The organism is Cellulomonas sp. P4_H4 (genome assembly GCF_056400865.1).
In genome coordinates this window covers 161,142-179,017 of sequence record NZ_JBFUKL010000002.1, presented here as the reverse complement: position 1 = coordinate 179,017, position 17,876 = coordinate 161,142, and the positions used below count along the sequence as shown (strand labels likewise).

15 protein-coding genes are annotated in these 17,876 nt (G+C 71.0%); 5 read left to right on the top strand and 10 right to left on the bottom strand.

Annotated elements, in window-relative coordinates; genetic code table 11:
* Positions 1 to 40: 40 nt before the first annotated feature.
* Positions 41 to 631: a helix-turn-helix domain-containing protein gene (locus tag AC1DPN_RS07100; RefSeq protein ID WP_477084034.1), complete on the top strand. Its 591-nt coding sequence runs from the start codon at positions 41 to 43 to the stop codon at positions 629 to 631.
* A 524-nt stretch (positions 632 to 1,155) separates the two neighbouring features.
* On the opposite strand, the gene AC1DPN_RS07095 is transcribed toward AC1DPN_RS07100, so the two are convergent.
* From AC1DPN_RS07095 to AC1DPN_RS07070, 6 genes are all read right to left on the bottom strand, one after another.
* On the bottom strand, positions 1,156 to 2,262 hold the full coding sequence (locus AC1DPN_RS07095) for an ABC transporter ATP-binding protein (RefSeq protein WP_477084033.1): 1,107 nt from the start codon (positions 2,260 to 2,262) through the stop codon (positions 1,156 to 1,158).
* Positions 2,259 to 3,338 (bottom strand): ABC transporter permease, encoded by a 1,080-nt coding sequence (locus AC1DPN_RS07090; protein WP_477084032.1) that lies wholly within the window; start codon positions 3,336 to 3,338, stop codon positions 2,259 to 2,261. The genes AC1DPN_RS07095 and AC1DPN_RS07090 overlap by 4 nt, the downstream gene beginning before the upstream one ends.
* Before the next feature lies 1 nt (position 3,339).
* Positions 3,340 to 4,320 carry an ABC transporter permease gene (locus AC1DPN_RS07085; protein ID WP_477084031.1) on the bottom strand — a complete coding sequence of 327 codons (981 nt, stop codon included), beginning with the start codon at positions 4,318 to 4,320 and terminating at the stop codon, positions 3,340 to 3,342.
* Entirely contained in the window at positions 4,317 to 5,507 is a 1,191-nt protein-coding gene (locus AC1DPN_RS07080; protein WP_477084030.1) for an ABC transporter ATP-binding protein, read from the bottom strand. Before AC1DPN_RS07080 ends, AC1DPN_RS07085 begins: the two co-directional genes overlap by 4 nt.
* Positions 5,508 to 5,668: 161 nt before the next feature.
* Positions 5,669 to 7,348, bottom strand: coding sequence for an ABC transporter substrate-binding protein (locus AC1DPN_RS07075; RefSeq protein WP_477084029.1), 1,680 nt, complete (start codon positions 7,346 to 7,348; stop codon positions 5,669 to 5,671).
* A gap of 132 nt (positions 7,349 to 7,480) precedes the next feature.
* Positions 7,481 to 10,027, bottom strand: coding sequence for a beta-d-glucosidase (locus tag AC1DPN_RS07070; protein WP_477084028.1), 2,547 nt, complete (start codon positions 10,025 to 10,027; stop codon positions 7,481 to 7,483).
* Between the two features lie 115 nt (positions 10,028 to 10,142).
* On the opposite strand from AC1DPN_RS07070, the gene AC1DPN_RS07065 reads away from it, so the two are divergent.
* The 4 genes from AC1DPN_RS07065 (at position 10,143) to AC1DPN_RS07050 (ending at position 13,652) form a co-directional block, all read left to right on the top strand.
* The gene (locus AC1DPN_RS07065; RefSeq protein WP_477084027.1) at positions 10,143 to 10,805 is read left to right on the top strand and encodes a TetR/AcrR family transcriptional regulator; all 663 of its coding nucleotides are present in this window, start codon (positions 10,143 to 10,145) and stop codon (positions 10,803 to 10,805) included.
* 65 nt (positions 10,806 to 10,870) lie between these two features.
* Positions 10,871 to 11,608 carry a response regulator transcription factor gene (locus AC1DPN_RS07060; RefSeq protein ID WP_477084026.1) on the top strand — a complete coding sequence of 246 codons (738 nt, stop codon included), beginning with the start codon at positions 10,871 to 10,873 and terminating at the stop codon, positions 11,606 to 11,608.
* 53 nt (positions 11,609 to 11,661) lie between these two features.
* Positions 11,662 to 13,203 carry a sensor histidine kinase gene (locus AC1DPN_RS07055; RefSeq protein ID WP_477084025.1) on the top strand — a complete coding sequence of 514 codons (1,542 nt, stop codon included), beginning with the start codon at positions 11,662 to 11,664 and terminating at the stop codon, positions 13,201 to 13,203.
* 68 nt (positions 13,204 to 13,271) lie between these two features.
* Positions 13,272 to 13,652, top strand: a complete 381-nt coding sequence (locus AC1DPN_RS07050) for a VOC family protein (protein ID WP_477084024.1) — start codon at positions 13,272 to 13,274, stop codon at positions 13,650 to 13,652.
* 19 nt (positions 13,653 to 13,671) lie between these two features.
* On the opposite strand, the gene AC1DPN_RS07045 is transcribed toward AC1DPN_RS07050, so the two are convergent.
* The 4 genes from AC1DPN_RS07045 to AC1DPN_RS07030 all read right to left on the bottom strand — a co-directional run bounded on the left by AC1DPN_RS07045 (position 13,672) and on the right by AC1DPN_RS07030 (position 17,828).
* The gene (locus AC1DPN_RS07045) at positions 13,672 to 14,526 is read right to left on the bottom strand and encodes a hypothetical protein (RefSeq protein WP_477084023.1); all 855 of its coding nucleotides are present in this window, start codon (positions 14,524 to 14,526) and stop codon (positions 13,672 to 13,674) included.
* Between the two features lie 103 nt (positions 14,527 to 14,629).
* Positions 14,630 to 16,267, bottom strand: coding sequence for an ABC transporter permease (locus AC1DPN_RS07040; protein WP_477084022.1), 1,638 nt, complete (start codon positions 16,265 to 16,267; stop codon positions 14,630 to 14,632).
* Positions 16,264 to 17,190, bottom strand: coding sequence for an ABC transporter ATP-binding protein (locus AC1DPN_RS07035; RefSeq protein WP_477084021.1), 927 nt, complete (start codon positions 17,188 to 17,190; stop codon positions 16,264 to 16,266). Before AC1DPN_RS07035 ends, AC1DPN_RS07040 begins: the two co-directional genes overlap by 4 nt.
* Positions 17,187 to 17,828 carry a TetR/AcrR family transcriptional regulator gene (locus AC1DPN_RS07030; protein WP_477084020.1) on the bottom strand — a complete coding sequence of 214 codons (642 nt, stop codon included), beginning with the start codon at positions 17,826 to 17,828 and terminating at the stop codon, positions 17,187 to 17,189. The genes AC1DPN_RS07035 and AC1DPN_RS07030 overlap by 4 nt, the downstream gene beginning before the upstream one ends.
* Positions 17,829 to 17,876: the final 48 nt, after the last annotated feature.

Below are 17,876 nucleotides of genomic sequence, written 5' to 3'. Positions count from 1 at the left end.
GTGCAGCAACCCCCGTTGCCGAAGTGGCAAACTGGCAGCCATGGCACAAGGAGCGTCGGACGACGTCGAGCTCGTGATGCGTGCAGTCGGCCCGCGGCTGCGCCTGGTCCGTCAGCAGCGCGGCCTGACCCTGGCCCAGGCGTCAGCGACGACCGGGATCTCGGTCAGCACGCTGTCGCGCCTGGAGTCCGGTACCCGACGGCCTCAGCTCGAGCTCCTCGTGCCGCTCGCGGCGCTCTACCGGGTCCCGCTCGACGAGCTCGTCGGCGCTCCGGCCACCGGCGACCCGCGGGTCCACCCGAGGCCCGTGACGCGGCACGGCCGCACCGTCATCCCCCTGTCCCGGAGCACCGGTGAGATCCAGGTGTTCAAGCTCGTCATCCCGCCCACGCCGCACGTCCCCGACCCCGAGCTCGGGACGCACCAGGGCTACGAGTGGCTGTACGTGATCGAGGGCCGCCTGCGCCTCGTGCTCGGCGAGCACGACCTCGAGCTGCCGCCTGGCGAGGCCGCCGAGTTCGACACCCGCGTCCCCCACTGGTTCGCCAACGAGGGCACCCAGCCGGCGGAGGTGCTGAGCATCTTCGGGCGGCAAGGCGCACGCATGCACGTCCGGGCGCGGCCCTCCTAACCCTCGCCAGGCCGGGCCGCCACAAGCACAGCAAGGATGCACGTCCGAGCGCGGCCCTCCTAACCGTCGCCAGACCGGGCCGCCACAAGCACAGCACGCATGCACGTCCGGGCGCGGCCCTCCTAACCCTCGCCAGGCCGGGCCGCCACAAGCACAGCAAGGATGCACGTCCGGGCGCGGCCCTCCTGACAGCTCGGAGTGTCCTCGAGAACGCAGTTGTGCACGCCAGACGACGTTCTGGCGTGCACAGCTGCGTTCTCGACCCCGTCGCCGGATAGGAACGGGTGGCCGACGAGGGGCTCGGTGGCGCAGCGAACCAGAGGAGCCGCACGGCGGACCGCGCGGCTCCTCTGCTTCCTAGCGCCGACCCCGGGGTCGCGGCCCGGGGTCGGGGACCGGAGGGGCGCAGGCTGACCAGCCCGCCCTCGGTGGCGACACGATCGCCGACGAGCGACGACCGAGGCGGATGCCACCGAGGACGGACCGGGGATCTGCGAACCCCTGGACAGGACGTGACGAACCGATCAGCGGACGGACAGCTCCACGGGCACCGGCACGGGCGCGAACCCGGCCGCAGCGACCGCAGCGGGGTCGTGCCGCAGGCAGGCCACCTGACGGCGTGGGTCGTCACCGGGCACGGCGGGGACCACGAGCTCCGGCGCGACCGTCGCGCACGCGTCGAACGCGTGGGCGCACCGGTCGCGGAACGGGCAGCCCGTCGGCCGGTGGGCAAGGTCGGGCGGCGACCCAGGGATGCCACCCAGCTCACGACGCGGCCCGCGCAGCGGCGGGAACGAGTGCAGCAGGGCGTCGGAGTACGGGTGCCGCGGACGCCGGTAGACGTCCTGCGCGGCGGCCTCCTCGACGATCTCCCCCGCGTACATGATCGCGATGCGGTCCGCGATCTCGATGAGCAGCGAGACGTCGTGCGTGATGAAGATGACCGAGAACCCCAGACGGTCGCGCAGCTCGGCGATCTGCTCCACGATCTGGCGCTGCATGACGACGTCGAGCGCGGTCGTCGGCTCGTCCATGATCAGCACCTGCGGGTCGAGCGCGAGCGCCATGGCGATCATGACGCGCTGGCGCATGCCGCCCGAGAGCTGGTGCGGATACGAGCGCAGCCGGTCGGGCGAGATGCCGACCATGTCCAGCAGGTCGGCCGCGCGCTCGAGCGACTCCTTCTTCTTCATCGTCGGCAGGTGCGCCAGGAGCGCGTCGGAGATCTGCCGGCCCACGCGGTGCACCGGGTTGAGCGAGTTCATCGCGCCCTGGAACACGATCGCCATGTCCTGCCACCGCGACGCACGCAGGTCCTGGTCGCTCATGGCCAGCACGTCGACCTGGTCGCCCGAACGGTCGGTGAAGATGACCTCGCCGCCCGTGATCATGCCCGGCGGCGGCAGCAGGCGCGTGGCCGCGTAGGCGAGCGTCGACTTGCCGCAGCCGGACTCGCCGGCCAGGCCGAGCACCTCGCCGCGGTTGAGCGTCAGCGAGACGTCGCGCAGCACGTGCGTCGGGTTGTCGTCGAAGCCGTAGTCGACCGACAGGTTCTTGATCTCGAGGACGGGCTCGGCGACGCGGCCGACCTCGCCCGGGGTCCAGACGGACCGTGTGGGAACGGCGCTCATGACCGGTCCTCCTTCGCGTGGTGACCGTTCGAGGGGGCGATGCCGGTCACGGCGATCTCCTCGGACTTCGTGAGCGTCGTCGAGGGTCGGGACGCACCGGGCGCCTCGTACACGACGGGCGTGAACCCGATGCGGGGACGGATGCCACGCTTGCGCAGGGTCTTGGCGTTCATGCCGACGCTGCGCAGCCGCGGGTTGACGAACTCGTCGATCCCGAAGTTGATGAGAGTCAGCGCCATGCCCACGAGCGCGATGCACAGACCGGCGGGCACGAACCACCACCAGGCGCCACGCGAGAGCGCCTGGTTGTTCTGCGCGCCGTACAGGATGGTTCCCCAGTTCCAGTCGTTCGGGTCACCGATCCCGATGAACGCCAGCGTGGTCTGCGTGAGGACTGCGAACACGACGGTCGCGACGAAGCCCGAGGCGATGATGGCCGTCAGGTTCGGCAGGATCTCCGCGGTGATGATGCGCCACGTGCTCTCACCGCTGGCCTTCGAGGCCTCGACGAAGTCGCGTCGTCGCAACGACAGGGTCTGGGCACGCAGCACGCGCGCACCCCACGCCCAGCCGGTCACCGCGATCACCGCGGCGACCGTGACGCCACCCGCCGACGGCAGCTGGCCGGCGATGATGATGATGAGCGGGAGCTGCGGGATGACCAGGAAGATGTTGGCGAGCATCGACAGGCCCTCGTCGCCGATACCTCCGATGTAGCCGGACGTCACACCGACGAGGACGCCGATCGCCGTGGCACCGACGCCGGCGATGATGCCGACGATCATGACGCTGCGGGTGCCGACGATGATCTGCGACAGGATGTCCTGACCCAGCTGGTTGGTGCCCAGCCAGTGCGCGGAGGACGGGGCCTGCAGCAGGTCCGCGCTCAGCGCACCGGGCTCGTACGGAGCGATCCACGGGCCGATGACGGCCAGGACCGCGAAGAACGCGATGATCACGAACCCGGTGAGCGACTTCGAGTTCCGCAGGAAGACGAACCGCTTCTTGCCGGCCGTCGTGGTGTCCGCGGTGGCGACGTCGGGCGTCTCCTCCAGCATCGTCAGGTCGATAGCCATGTCAGCCCTCCTGCCGGGTCCGCGGATCGAGCGCGGCGTAGACGAAGTCGGCAACGATGTTGGCGACGAGGACGGCGAGGGTGATCACGAGGAAGCAGCCCTGCATGAGCGGGTAGTCGTGCGTCGTCACCGCGGTGAACAGGACGTAGCCGATGCCCTGGTAGGAGAAGACCATCTCCATGATCAGGGTGCCGCCGACCACGAACCCGAGCGACAGGGCGAAGCTGGACACCTGCGGCAGGATCGCGTTGCGGGAGGCGTAGCCGCCCATGACCTTGCGCTCCTTGAGGCCCTTGGCCTGCGCGACGGTCACGTAGTCCTCGGAGGACACCGTGACCATCATGTTGCGCATGCCGAGGATCCACCCGGACACCGACGCGACGACGATCGTCATCGCGGGCAGGAAGCCGTAGTAGATGACGGACCCGATGAACGCGAACGACCAGTTCGGCACCATCGCGCGGTCGTAGCTGCCGCTGGAGGGGAACCAGCCGAGCCGGACCGAGAACACCGAGATGGCGATCAGGGCGAGCCAGAAGTACGGCACGGCCGAGAAGAAGGCCGAGATCGGCAGGGCCGAGTCGGCCCAGGTGCCGCGGCGCCAGCCGATGGACCGGCCCACGAGCGTGCCCAGGGTGAACGCGATGATCGTCGCGACCCCGACGAGGCCGACCGTCCAGGGCAGTGCCTGCATGACGATCTCGGCGACGGGCTGCGGGAAGAACGTGAACGAGCGGCCGAGGTCGCCGTGCAGGATCAGCTTCCAGTAGTCGAGGTACTGCTGCCAGAGCGACGCGCTCTCGTCGAGACCCAGCAGGGTCCGCAGCGCGGCCTCGGCGTGCGAGTCGATCCGGCCCTGCAGACGACCCATGAGGGCCGTGACGGGGTCGCCCGGCATCATGCGCGGGATGAAGAAGTTCAACGTCACGGCCGCCCAGGCGGTGACGATGTAGAAGATGATCCGGCGGACCATGAATCTCATCGCGGGTCCTCCTGACCAGGGGTTGCAGCGCCCGGCGACGTCGGTCCGCCGGCGGCCGCGAGGTCGGCCTCGGCGCGCACAACGACGTCGACGTCGATCGACGGGCGGGCGCCGTACGCGTCGAGCACCGAACCGAGCTGCGGACGGTCGGGACGGTCCGAGTAGCCCCAGCAGGCGGCTTTGCGACCGACGCCCACGTCCATCAGCGGCGGGAGCTCGGTGCGGCAGACGTCGGTGGCGAACGGGCAGCGCGGGTTGAAGCGGCAGCCGTCGGGCGGCGTCACGAGGCTCGGCGCCTCGCCGCGAGCGCCGCGGGCACGGGCGTCGAGGTCGTCGGGGTCGGGGGCCGACCGGACGAGCAGCTGCGTGTACGGGTGCTTGGGGTCCTGCGTGACGGACTCGCTGTCACCGCTCTCCACGACACGGCCGGCGTACATCACCATCGTGCGGTCGGCGAAGTAGCGGGCCGACGCGATGTCGTGCGTGATGTAGAGGATCGCGATCTGCAGGCGGTCGCGCAGGTCGCGCAGCAGGTTGAGGATGCCGAGGCGGATCGACACGTCGAGCATCGAGATCGGCTCGTCGGCGAGCAGGACCTGCGGGTTGGCGGCCAGGGCGCGGGCGATCGCGACACGCTGGCGCTGCCCACCCGACAGCTCGTGGGGGAACTTGTCGATGTACCGCGACGCGGGCCGCAGGTTCACGCGCTCGAGGAGCTCACCGAGCGCCTTCTCCAGCTCGTCGCCGCGCAGGCGGCCGCGGTGGATCTTGAGCGAGCGCGTCAGCGTGTAGCGGACGGTGTGCACGGGGTTCAGCGACGCGAACGGGTCCTGGAAGATCATCTGGACCTTGGACACGTACCGCTGGAAGCCGGCGTGGCCCTTCGTCTTGGCATCCTCGCCGTTCAGCAGGATCTGGCCGTCGGTCAGGTGCATCAGCTGCGCGAGCAGCCGGGCGATCGTCGACTTGCCGGAACCCGACTCGCCCACGAGGGCGACGACGCGGCCGCGGTACAGCTCGAGGTCGACACCGTCGACCGCGTGCACGACCTTCTTGGAGCGGAACCCGCGGACGGGGAAGTACTTCTGGATCCCGACGGCCTGGAGGACCGGGGTCTCGCCGGCCGGAGCGGCCTGCGCGGCGCCGTCGCCGTGCGCGTGGGTCGGGTCTTGCGTGGGGGCAGTCATCAGCTCACCTGGGGGAAAGCGCCGAGAAGCGCGGGGCCGGGGGCGGCGGGCGGTGACCGCGGGTGCCGTGGGAGGAGTCCCACCGCACCCGCGGTCGGTCTGTCGTCAGGCCATCATCGTGCCGATCGGAGGATCGGCACCCTGACGACAACCCGGATTCGTCAGCTCGCGGGCTTGAGCTTCATGACGATCTCGGCGGCACCCGGACGGGTCGGCTGCGGCCCGGCGTAGGAGTCCTCCTCCGACGGCCAGCCGACATAGTTCTTCGTCGAGTACTGCGCGGTCTGCGGACGCGACCAGATCGCGATGCCGGGGACCTCTTCGACGAAGATCTGCTGGATGGTGTTGAGGGCGGCCGTACGGTCGGCCTCGTCGGAGCTGCTGGCGTACGTCTCGAACGCAGCCGTCGCCTCTTCGTTCTGGTAGCGACCGAAGTTCCAGTTCGCCTTCTCACCGAGCGGCACGTACTGGGCGCCGTCCATGATGTCCGAGTACATGTCGTACGGCGTGGCGCCACCGTCGGTCCAGTGCAGAGCAGCCTGGAAGTTGCCGAGCGGGACGTCCTCGAACCAGTTGTCGGCCGGGGGCTTCTCCGCCGTCGCGGTGGCACCGAGCGACTGGGCAGCCGCCACGATGAGGTCCTGGGCCGTGTTGTAGTCGTTCCAACCGGTCGGGTCCGTGATGGCGAAGGAGACAGGCTCACCGTCGGGGTCGACGAGCTTGTCGCCGACACCGGTGTAGCCGGCGTCCTCGAGGATCGCCTTGGCGTCGTCGACCGAGGACGCGAAGTCCTGGTCGGCGTAGTCCGGGTTCAGGAACGGCTCACCGGCCGGCAGCGGCAGGCCCGTGACGTTCGTGAGCACCGGGTTGACGCCCGACGTCGCGATCTTCGTGATGTTCTCGCGGTCGAGCACCGTGTTCATCGCCTGGCGGAACGCCTTGTTGCTGAACGGCTTGGTCTCGTTGTTGAGGAACATCGTGTCGATGCCCAGGCCCGCGGCCGCCCACTGGTGGTAGTTGGTCGGGTCCTTGGCGATGTAGACGTTCTCGTAGTCCGCGATGAACGTCCAGCCCCACTGAGCCTCACCCGTGGTGAGCGCGGTCGTGAGCGCGGTGTTGTCCGTGTAGGACGAGTAGCGCAGCTGGTGGACCTGCGACTTGCCACCCCAGTAGTTCGGGTTCGGGTCGAGGGTCGCGGCCTGCGGCGTCCAGGTCGTCAGCGTGAACGGGCCGGTGCCGACGGGGTTGTCGTTCGTGTCCGTCGTCGGGTCCGCGATGTCCTTCCAGATGTGCTCCGGAACCATCATCAGGCTGTAGAGCTTCGTCTGGTTGACGAACTGGCCGGTCGTGAAGCCGACCTTGACCGTGCCGTCGTCCTGCACCGCGACGTCGCCGTACGGCAGGGCCGCAGCGTTGATCGCGTCGTTGTTCTTGCGCAGGTTGATCGAGAACTCGACGTCCTTGGCGGTGAAGTCCTCACCGTCGGACCACTTCACGCCCGAGCGGGGGGTGATCGTGGCCTCGGTGTAGTCGTCGTTCCAGGTGACCGACTCGGCGAGCCAGGGCTCGGGGTCGTCGGCCGGCTTGGCCTCGTTCACCATCATGAGGGGCTCGTAGATGACGAACGCGTAGCCGAGCGACATGGCCGACGAGTTCGTGGCGAACGGGTTCTGGTTGTTCGTCTGAACACCGTTCGGCATACCGATGGTCAGGACGGCGTCGGACGAGCCGCCACCGGTCGAGCTGGGGTCGTCGCTGCTGCTGCCCGAGGAGCAGGCGGTGGCGAGCATGGCCACCGTGGCCATACCGGCCATCATCGTTGCGAGCTTGCGCGTTCTCACGGAGTGCCTCCTTGCACTGCTGGGGACTTACGGGGGTCGTTCGCTGGATCGACTGACAGGGGAGCTGTGCGGACGACTGCGGATCGTCCGTTACTTCGGAACTGCACGTGCTGGTCTGGCTGGCTGACGGAACTACAGGAGCGGGTCTGGCCCGGTCTTCGGGGAACCCGGGAGGTCCACCTCGACCGCGAGACGTAGGTCGCCTGACGAACGGCCCACGCGGATCTGGTAGGTCCCGGAGGGCGTCACCCAACCGGGCAGTGCCGTGTCCCAGGTGCGGAACGCGCGCGCGTCCACCCGTACCTGGACCCGTTCGTGCGCGCCGGGCTCGGCGTGCACGACAGCGAACCCGCCGAGCCAGCGCACCGGACGCTCGCCCGAGGGCGAGTCCTCCGGGGGCTCGACGTACACCTGGACGACCTCGCGACCGGCACGGGTCCCCGTGTTCCTGACGACGACGTCCAGCACGACACCGCCGTCGTCGTCGCCGTCGGTCGTCAGGGACTCGTACTCCCACGTGGTCCAGCCCAACCCGTGCCCGAACGGGGCGGCGGGCGTGCGGCCGAGCGCGAGCCAGTTGCGGTACCCGACGTGCACCCCCTCGTAGTAGTCGACGACGCCGTCGACGGGGATCGCGTCCGGGACCGGGACGTCCGACTCGTGCGCGGGGAGCGTCCACGGCAGGCGCCCGGCCGGCTCGGTCACTCCGGTCAGCACGTCGGCCAGGGCCTCGGGCCACTCCTGGCCACCGAGCCACGCCCACACGACGCAGGGCACCTCGTCGAGCCACGGCAGCAGCACCGGCGCGCCCGCGTTGACGACGACGATCGTCCTCGGGTTCGCCGCGAGCGCCGCCTTGACCAGCTGGTCCTGCGTGCCCGGAAGCCCGAGGCTCGTGCGGTCGTACCCCTCGGACTCGATCTCCTCGTTGGTCCCGACGACGACGATCGCGAGATCGGCGGCGGCAGCGGCCTCGACGGCGACCGCGAGCAGCTCGTCCGGCGAGGTGCCGGGGGTGCGGTGCACCAGCTCGGCACGCACGAAGCTCGCGTACCCGACAGGGTGGACGGCCTGGACCAGCGCGTCGACCTCGACGGTCGTCGGCTCGGTCACGTCGATCACGAGCGTGGCCGGCGGCGGCTGGTTGACGCTCGAGTCGAGGATGACCTCTGCACCGACGACCGTGTCGCTGGTCGAGAGCACCTGGCCGCCGACCGTGATCACGTGCTTGCCGACCGTGCCGACACCGACCTCGTGGCGGCCGGGCTCGTCGAGCCGGACCGTCGTGCGGATGCGGAGCGCGGCCGCGGGGCCGGGGACCTCGCGCAGCCAGCCGTTCCACTCGGTGACGTCGGCCGTGGCGAGCACGGCACCGTCCGCGTCGAGCAGCTCGCCCTGGGCGCCGACGTGGCCCTCGGGGGTGGTGCAGCGACCGGCAAGATCCAGCGCAGGGGGAAGCAGGCGGGAGACCGCGCCGGCGTGCAGATCGACCTCGACCTCGCCGAAGGCGAGGTGCAGCGCGTCCTGAGGGGTGGACGAGCGGTCGGGGCGCACGTAGCCGGAGCCGCCCCCTTGCTGGAAGGGGTGCACCGCGTTCGGGCCCAGGAGCGCGATGCGGGTGACGTCCTCAGGAGCGACGGGCAGCGCGTGCTCCTCGTCGCGGAGCACGACCATCGAACGGGAGACCAGGCGGCGCAGGACCTCGCGGGCGTCCACGTCACCCACCTGGTCGCGCAGCGCGCCGGACGGCTCGAGGCTGTCGAGCGCTCCCACGCGCTGCGCCATGCGCAGGAGCCGCAGGACCTTGTCGTCCAGGAGCGACTCGCTGACGTCGCCGGAGCGCACCGCGTCGAGCAGGCCGTCGCCCCAGGGGCCGTCCGGTCCGGGCATCTGCAGGTCGAGGCCGCCCTCGGCGGCACCGATGACGGACTTGGTGGCCACCCAGTCGCTGACGACGACGCCGTCGAAGCCCCACTCGTCCTTGAGGACGCCGGTGAGCAGCGGGCGGTGCTCGAGCACGGGAGCCGCGGTGGTGCCGTCGTCGACGCCCGAGTAGGCGCCCATGACGGACCAGGCCTGCGCCTCGAGGACCAGCGCCTCGAACGGGGCCAGGTACACCTCGCGCAGCGTGCGCTCGTCGACGCGGGCCAGGTAGCTGGTGCGCTCGGTCTCGGAGTCGTTGGCGACGAAGTGCTTGATGCACATGCCGACGCCACGGTCCTGCGCCGACTTCACGACGTGCACGGCGATCGCACCGGTGAGCAGCGGGTCCTCGGAGTAGCACTCGAAGTGGCGGCCGCCGACGGGGGTGCGCTGCAGGTTGACCTGCGGGGCGAGCACCACGTCGACGCCGTGCCGGCGGGCTTCGGCCGCGAACACGGCACCGACCTCGTCGGCCAGGTCCACGTCCCAGGTCGCGGCGAGCGCGCTCGGCGCGGGGAACGACGCCGACGTCTCGTCGGCGCTGTCGGAGATGCCGCGCACCCCGGCGGGGCCGTCCGAGACGTGCATCGCACGAAGGCCGATGCGCGGCACGGCGGTGGTGGACCACAGACCCGCACCGACGACGAGGCGGACCTTCTCCTCGAGCGAGAGTCGCGTGAGCAGAGCGCTCAGCGCGGCATCTCCGGTGGTGGGCCGTTCAGCCGTGGGCGGCTGGGTGGCCGTGTCGAGTGACACAGGTGCGAATCTCCGATCCGACATCGTCGTCTAGGTGGAGCTGTCTACTGCCGAGCATCAAAGCACAACTTACTGACTTGTCAGTAAGTGGAAAGATCACAGTATGGTTTCGGTCATGGACGACGCCGTTCCCCCGAAGGCCCCCGCCAAGGCGGTCGCGCGCAAGCCGCGACAGCCCCGCCAGGCGACTGCCGAGCGCAGGGCCGAGATCCTGCGGGCGGCTGCCAACACCTTCGGCTCCAAGGGCTACATGAGCGGCTCGCTCACCGAGGTCGCCGAGCAGGTCGGGATCACCCACGCGGGCGTCCTGCACCACTTCGGCTCCAAGGAGCAGCTGCTGGTCGAGGTGCTCGAGTACCGCGACAAGGAGGACGTCCGCGACCTCGAGGGGCAGCACATCCCCGGCGGGCTCGAGCTGTTCCACCACCTGCTGAGAACCGCCAAGGCGAACGTCGAGCGCCGCGGGATCGTGCAGGGCTACACCGTCCTGACCGGCGAGTCCGTGACCGAGAACCACCCGGCGCGCACCTGGGTGACCGAGCGGTTCACCGTCCTGCGCGGCGAGATCCGCGCGGCCCTGCTGGCCGTCGCGGGCGACGACGTGTCCGACGAGCTCGCCGACTGCGCCGCCAGCTCGATCATCGGTGTCATGGACGGTCTCCAGGTCCAGTGGCTCCTCGACGAGGAGGTCGACCTCCCGGTCGCCACCAAGTTTGCGATCGAGGCGATCCTCACGGCGGCCCTTGCCGGAGCACAGCGCCCGCACCCGCTCGACTGACGGTTCTCAGACGTTTCACAGGAACGATCCAGGGCCGCCACAGGTGGCAGGTCGAAGGTCGGACCATGACGATCACGACCAGCCGCCGCCCGGACGTCCTGACGCGTCCCGACGGAACCCCCGTCCGCGCGCTCGTCGTCGACGACGAGCCCACCCTTGCCGAGCTGCTCTCCACCGCCCTGCGCTACGAGGGCTGGCAGGTGGACCACGCCCTGACCGGCCACGCGGCCGTGAAGACCGCCAAGGCGCTCGACCCCGACGTCATCGTCCTCGACGTCATGCTCCCCGACCTGTCCGGCATCGACGTGCTGCGCCGCGTCCGCGCCACCCACCCGAATGTGCCCGTGCTGTTCCTGACCGCGAAGGACGCCGTCGAGGACCGGATCGCCGGCCTGACCGCCGGTGGCGACGACTACGTGACCAAGCCGTTCAGCCTCGAGGAGGTCGTCGCGCGGCTGCGCGCCCTGCTGCGCCGGACCGGGTCGGTGTCCTCACGCGAGGAGGCCGTGCTCGTCGTCGGCGACCTCACGATGGACGAGGACAGCCACGAGGTGACCCGCGACGGCGAGGACATCCGCCTGACCGCGACCGAGTTCGAGCTGCTGCGGTACTTCATGCGCAACCCCAAGCGGGTCTTGTCCAAGGCCCAGATCCTCGACCGCGTCTGGCAGTACGACTTCGGCGGCCAGGCCAACATCGTCGAGCTCTACGTGTCCTACCTGCGTCGCAAGATCGACAAGGGACGCACCCCGATGCTGCACACGCTGCGTGGCGTCGGATACGTGCTGAAGCCGTCCGTCTGATGGCTCTGGCGGTCTCTCGTCCTCGGTGGACGTTGCGTCGGCGACTGGTCGTCATGGTCGTCACGCTCGTCGCCGTCGTCGCGGCCGCCATGGGCACGGTGACGACGCTGGCGCTGCGCAGCTCGCTGGTGGCGCAGGTCGACGACAAGCTGCAGATGGCGCACAACCGCGCCACGGACGTGCGAGCCGACTTCTCCGGGGACGGCGCGGGGACACAGCTGCGCACCCAGCCGCAGATCGCTCCCCCGGCGGTCACGGCCGGATCTGTGCCGCCGTTCCAGGACACCGGGACCGTCAACGTTCTCGTCCCGTCCGGCACGGATCCCACCACGCTGACGGCGAGCGAGGCCGGCTACCGCGACGACGACGGCAACCTGACGCGCCTGACCGACGAGCAGATCCAGCAGATGCTCGCCGTGCCGGCCGACGGCCACATCTCGACCATCACCCTGACCGGTCTCGGTCAGTACCGGGCGATGTCCACCCTGACCTCCGAAGGCACGTTCACGTCGACCGCATGGCCTCTCGCGTCCGTGACCAGCACCGTCACCACGTACATCGTGATCGAGGCCGTCGTCGCAGCGTTCGCACTCGTGGTCGCCGCGGCCATCGGGCTCATCCTCGTGCGCCGCGAGCTGCGACCGCTCGACCGGGTGGTCAGCACCGCCAACCGCGTCGCCCGCCTGCCCCTGGACCGCGGCGAGGTGGTCCTCGCGGACCGCGTACCGGCCGCGGACACGGACACCACGACCGAGGTCGGGCAGGTCGGCACCGCCCTGAACCAGCTGCTCGGGCACGTCGAGAAGGCGCTCGCCGCACGGCACGAGTCCGAGTCGCAGGTGCGCCAGTTCGTCGCCGACGCCTCGCACGAGCTCCGTACGCCGCTGGCCTCGATCCGCGGGTACGCCGAGCTCGTCCGGCGCTCCCCCGAGGAGCTGCCGGCGGGTGCGCTGCAGGCCATGGCGCGGGTCGAGTCCGAGTCCCTGCGGATGACCGGGCTGCTCGAGGACATGCTGCTGCTGGCCCGCCTCGACGCCGGTCGGCCCCTCGAGACCGAACCCGTCGACCTCGCGCTGCTGTCCATCGACGCCGTCACCGACGCGCACGCCGCGGGCCCGGACCACACCTGGGAGCTCGACCTCGCCGAGGACACCTCCCCCGACGACGTCCTCGTGGTCGGCGACGACCACCGCCTGCGCCAGGTGCTGGCGAACCTGCTGTCCAACGCCCGCCTCCACACGCCCGCGGGGACGGCCGTGACCGTCCGGCTCCGGCGCGACGGCTCGTCGGTGGTGCTCCAGGTGACCGACGACGGGCCGGGTATCCCGCCCGCGCTGCGCGAGAGCCTGTTCCAGCGGTTCACGCGCGGCGACGCGTCCCGCAACCGCACGACCGGGTCGACCGGCCTGGGGCTCGCGATCGCCCATGCCGTGGTCACCGCCCACGGCGGCACGATCACGGTCGGCCCAGGCACGGGTCGAGCGCGCCGCGACACTCCCGGGACGACGTTCACCGTCACCCTGCCCGCCGCCCCGCCGCAGCCCGCGCCGCGCACCGAGCGCCCGGAGCGGAGCCGGATCCCCGCGCGCGCCTGACCTCTGCGGTGGCTCCTGTCGGTGCGTCGCGGGAGGCTGGTGGTCTCGACGACGACGGAGGTGGTCCCGTGGCGGATCTCAGCAATGCGTTCAGCGGCTTCTCGACCGACGACATCCCTGCGGCGCTGGCGTTCTACGGCGACACGCTCGGGCTCGACGCGTCGGAGGAGAACGGGATGGCCGTTCTGCACCTCGCGGGCGGCAAGGACGTCCTGATCTACCCGAAGGGGCCGGCCCACACGCCCGCGACCTACACCGTGCTGAACTTCCCGGTCGAGGACGTGCCCGGAACGGTCGCCGAGCTGCGGGCCAAGGGCGTCGAGTTCGAGAAGTACGCGGGCACGCCCGTGGAGACAGACGACGACTACGTGTTCCGCGGGGGCGGGCCGCTGATCGCCTGGTTCACCGACCCGGCGGGCAACGTCCTGTCGATCATCGCCCGCGACTGAACCCGTCCAGGACGACGACCTACAGCGGGTAGGCCGAGTAGAAGTCGACGATGTCGGCCAGCGGTGCGGTGACCTGGAAGACCGAGGTGCCATTCGTCCAGACGGCGACCCCGTTGCCGTCGCCCACGTCGGCGATCGTGTAGGTGCCGACGGCCTCACCGCCCGCGGTCACCTCTCCGGTCTGCGGGAACGTCTGGGCGCCGGGCTCGGCGCTCGCGCTCGGTTCCGGGGCCGGGGCGGCCGGGAGTGCGGCGACGAGGCTCTCCGCGAACGCGGTGGCCTCGGGCGCCGTCTCCCACTGGCCGGCGTTCACGGTCGCGGTGCCGGCGGCGCCGTCCGTGTACGTCTCGGTGTACGCCTCGAGCGCGCCGGCGGCGATCCACTCGGGGTCGTCCGCGGACGTCGCCAGCGCGTACTGCAGCACCGAGGCCGGCAGAGCCGTGGCGAAGGCCGTGGTGGCCGTGCGCGCGACGGGTTCGACCGTCGGCGTCGGCGACTCGGCCACGACCGTCGACGCGACGGGCGGTGGCGCCTCGTCGGACCCGTTGGAGTTCACGATCGCGAGGATTAAGGCCACGACAACGAGGATGACCACGCCGATGATCGCGGGCAGCAGCCACGCCGGGCGCTTCTTGGCCTCGTCGGCGGGCGGCTCGTCGCTCGTGCTCGGCGGGACCACCGGGGGTGTCGAAGCCTGAGGCGTCGGCGAGGTCGGTGGGACGGGCGGGATCTGCGAGGTCGGTGCGGACTGCCAGCTGGTCACCGGCGGCGGCGTGGTGCGCGGCGCGCCGGGGGGCGTCGCGCCCGTCGCGCTCCACGAGGGACGACCTCCAGGCTCGGTCGGATCGGCGCCGGGCCTGCCGGTGTCGCTCATCGCGTGTCCCCCCTGGTTCGCGGTGCCCGAACCCTCGCCGGACGTCCGCAGCCTACCGAGGCAACCTCGCCGGGCCGCGTTACCGACGCCGGAGCGCCGCGACTCAGCCGACCACGTCGCGACGTCGGAACGCCGCCAGCCCACCCCCGACGAGAGCGACCGCGACGACCGTCAGGGCGAGGACGGGCGGCCAGTCCATCGCCTTCGCGGGCAGCTGCGGGGTGTAGGTGAACGGCGAGAGCGCATCGGAGCCTTCGGGCAGGATCCCGCCGAACATCCCGACGACGAACACGTAGGCGACGTACGCCCAGACGAGCCCGAAGGCGCGCGGAAGCAGTCCGACGAGCAGGACGGCGACGCCGAGCATGCAGCCGATCGCGGGCAGCGTCACGGCGGCGGCACCGACCAGCGTCCAGACGTCGGAGCCCTCCGCGAGCGAGCTCGCGGCCGTCAGCCCGACGACCAGGCCCGTCACCAGCATGATCACGACAGAGGCGACAGCCGCGACCCCGACCTGCGACCCGAGCCACCGCCACCGCGACACGGGCAGGGCGAGCACGGTCGCGCCGCGGGTCGCGTTCTCCTCCGCGCGGGCGGCGCCGAGCGCGGTCGCCGCGTAGGTGCCCGTCGTGATGGCCAAGAAGAGCATGTAGAGCGCGAGCGCACCGGCCACAGCCCCGCCCGGACCGGACGGGAGCAGCTCCTGGAAGCTCGGGTCGGAGCCGAGGAAGTCGACGAGCTCGTTGGCGAGCAGCCCGACGACCGCTCCCATCGCGACCACCGCGAACCCCCACGAGGCGATCGCGCCGAGCTGGCGGCGCGTCGTGAGCGCGACCATCCCGGTCAGGCGCGCGGACGCCCCGCGAGGACCCATCCGCTCGGCCACGAGGCCCGTGCCGACGTCGCGACGACCGACGAGCCAGAACGCGACGAGGACGAGGGCGAAGGCGACGACCACCCCGATCGCGAGCGGCCAGAACCTCGTCGACACGTACGCCGCGGTCGCCTGCGCCCATCCGAACGGGGACAGCCAGGTCAGCACCGACGTGCTCTCGGGTCCGTTCACGTCCCCGATCGCGCGCAGCAGGAACGCGACGCCCAGCACGGCCATGCCGAGCGAGCTGGCCGTGCGGCCGTGGGCCGTGAGCTGCGACGCGACGGCGGACACCCCCGCGAACACGAGCCCGACCATGACGACCCCGCCCGCGAGCGCGAGCGAACCCTCGGTCTCGAGCCCGCCGGCCACGAGGCCGAGGAACGTGGCCACCCCGACAGCCAGCGTCGCGACGACTGCCGCGATGATCCCCGCGACCACCTGCGCGTCCCGGCCGACCGGCGCCGACCGCACCAGCTCGAGCCGTCCGTCCTCCTCGGCCGCGCGCAGGTGCCGGGTGACGGTCAGCAGCGCCATGATCGCGACCGGCACCATGACCCACAGGCCGATCTCGTTGGCCGTCATCGCGCCGATCGTGTAGTCGTCGAGCCCGTACCCGGGACCCGCGAGCGCGGTCGCGGCGGGCGACGAGATCAGCGTCGCGCGCGCCTGCCGGGACTCGGGCGTCGCGTAGGCGGTGTTCAGCGCGTCGATCGAGACCCACACGATCAGCCCGATAGAGACGGCCCAGAGGATCGTCCTGAACCGGTCGAGCCGCAGCGCCACACGGACGAGCCCGCGCGTGCCGGACAGCGGACCCGAGCGTGCAGCCGGGGCGTGGACATGGTGTGCCGCGACCGCCGTCATCGCGACCCCTCCACCACGCCGAGGGTCGCCAGCTCGTCGCTGTACTCGCGCAGGAACAGGTCCTCGAGCGTCGGCGGGTGCGCGGTCAGCGAGTCGACACCGAACGTGGTCAGGCGCGCGAGCACGTCACCGAGCGCGGGCGTGTCGATGTCGAGCGTCAGGTGCCCGTCGTGCCGCTGGAGGTTGTGCACGCCGTCCGACGCGGGCAGGGCCGCGACCGCACCGTCCAGGTCGCGCAGCGCCGCCGTCACCGTGGTCCGACGCAGGCTGCGCAGCTCCTCGAGCGACCCGCTCTGCACCGCCTTGCCGCTCCGGATGATCGTGACGCGACGGCACAGCACCTCCACCTGGGCCAGGATGTGGCTGCTCAGCAGGACGGTGCGTCCTTCGGCGGCCACCTCCCGCACGACCTGCTGGAACACCGCCTCCATCAGCGGGTCGAGACCGCTGGTCGGCTCGTCCATGAGGAACAGCTCGGTGTCGGCCGCGAGCGCCGCGACGAGCGCGACCTTCTGCCGGTTGCCCTTGGAGTACGCGCGACCCTTGATGCGCGGGTCGAGCTCGAACCGCTCGATCAGCTCGTCCCGCCGCACCGGGTCGAGCCCGCCGCGCAGCCGTCCGAGCACGTCTATCGCCTCACCCCCCGAGAGGTTGGGCCACAGGTTCACGTCGCCCGGCACGTACGCGAGCCGCCGGTGCAGCGCGACCGCGTCCCGCCAGGGGTTGCCGCCGAGCAGGGACACCTCCCCTTCGTCGGCCCTCAGGAGGCCCAGGAGCACGCGGATGGTGGTCGACTTGCCTGCACCGTTCGGGCCGAGGAAGCCGTGCACCTCGCCCGTCCCGACCGTCAGGTCGAACCCGTCGAGCGCCCGCTTGGCACCGAACGACTTGACCAGCCCGCGGATGTGGATGGCGTCGGTCATGACTGCTCCTTGTACTTCTCGTAGGCGTCCAGATAGCCGCTGTCCGTGAACAGACCGTGCGTGTAGAGCTCGAGCCCGGCCAGCAGCGAGCGCTCGTACAGCTCGGTCATGGCCTTCGCCGGGTCGTCGGTGGGTGCGGTGCCGCGGCCGGCCGCCGCGTCGAGCTGGGCCATCACGATCAGGCCCACCTGGGTCGCGACGAGGGTCCGGGACCTGCCGGAGGGGTCGCGCGAGGCTCGCACCGTTCCCGCCAGCTCGCCCGCCTCGAGGTAGGTGTCGGCGTCGGCGACCAGGCCGTCGACGAACTTCGCCGCGAGCGCGCCGCCCTCCAGGAGGCTGCGCACGATGTAGGCGAACAGCGGCGCGTACTCCTCGATCTTGGCGAGCCGGCCGATGACCTCGCCAGGGCTCGGGTCCGCCATCGCGTCGGACTTCTCGCGCTTGACGACGTCGAGCACGTACGTGTCGCACTCGGCACGCAGCGCGTCCTTGGAACCGAAGTGGTGCATGACCAGCGCCGCGCTCACCCCGGCGTCGGACGCGATGGCGCGCACGCCCACGCCGAAGCCGTCGCGGCCGAACCGGGCGACGGCCGCGTCACGGATCCGTGCTCGCGCGGTGAGGTCCTCTGAACGCACGTTCACCAGACTAAACCGGTGTTCAGTCGCGTGGCAACGGCACCGTGT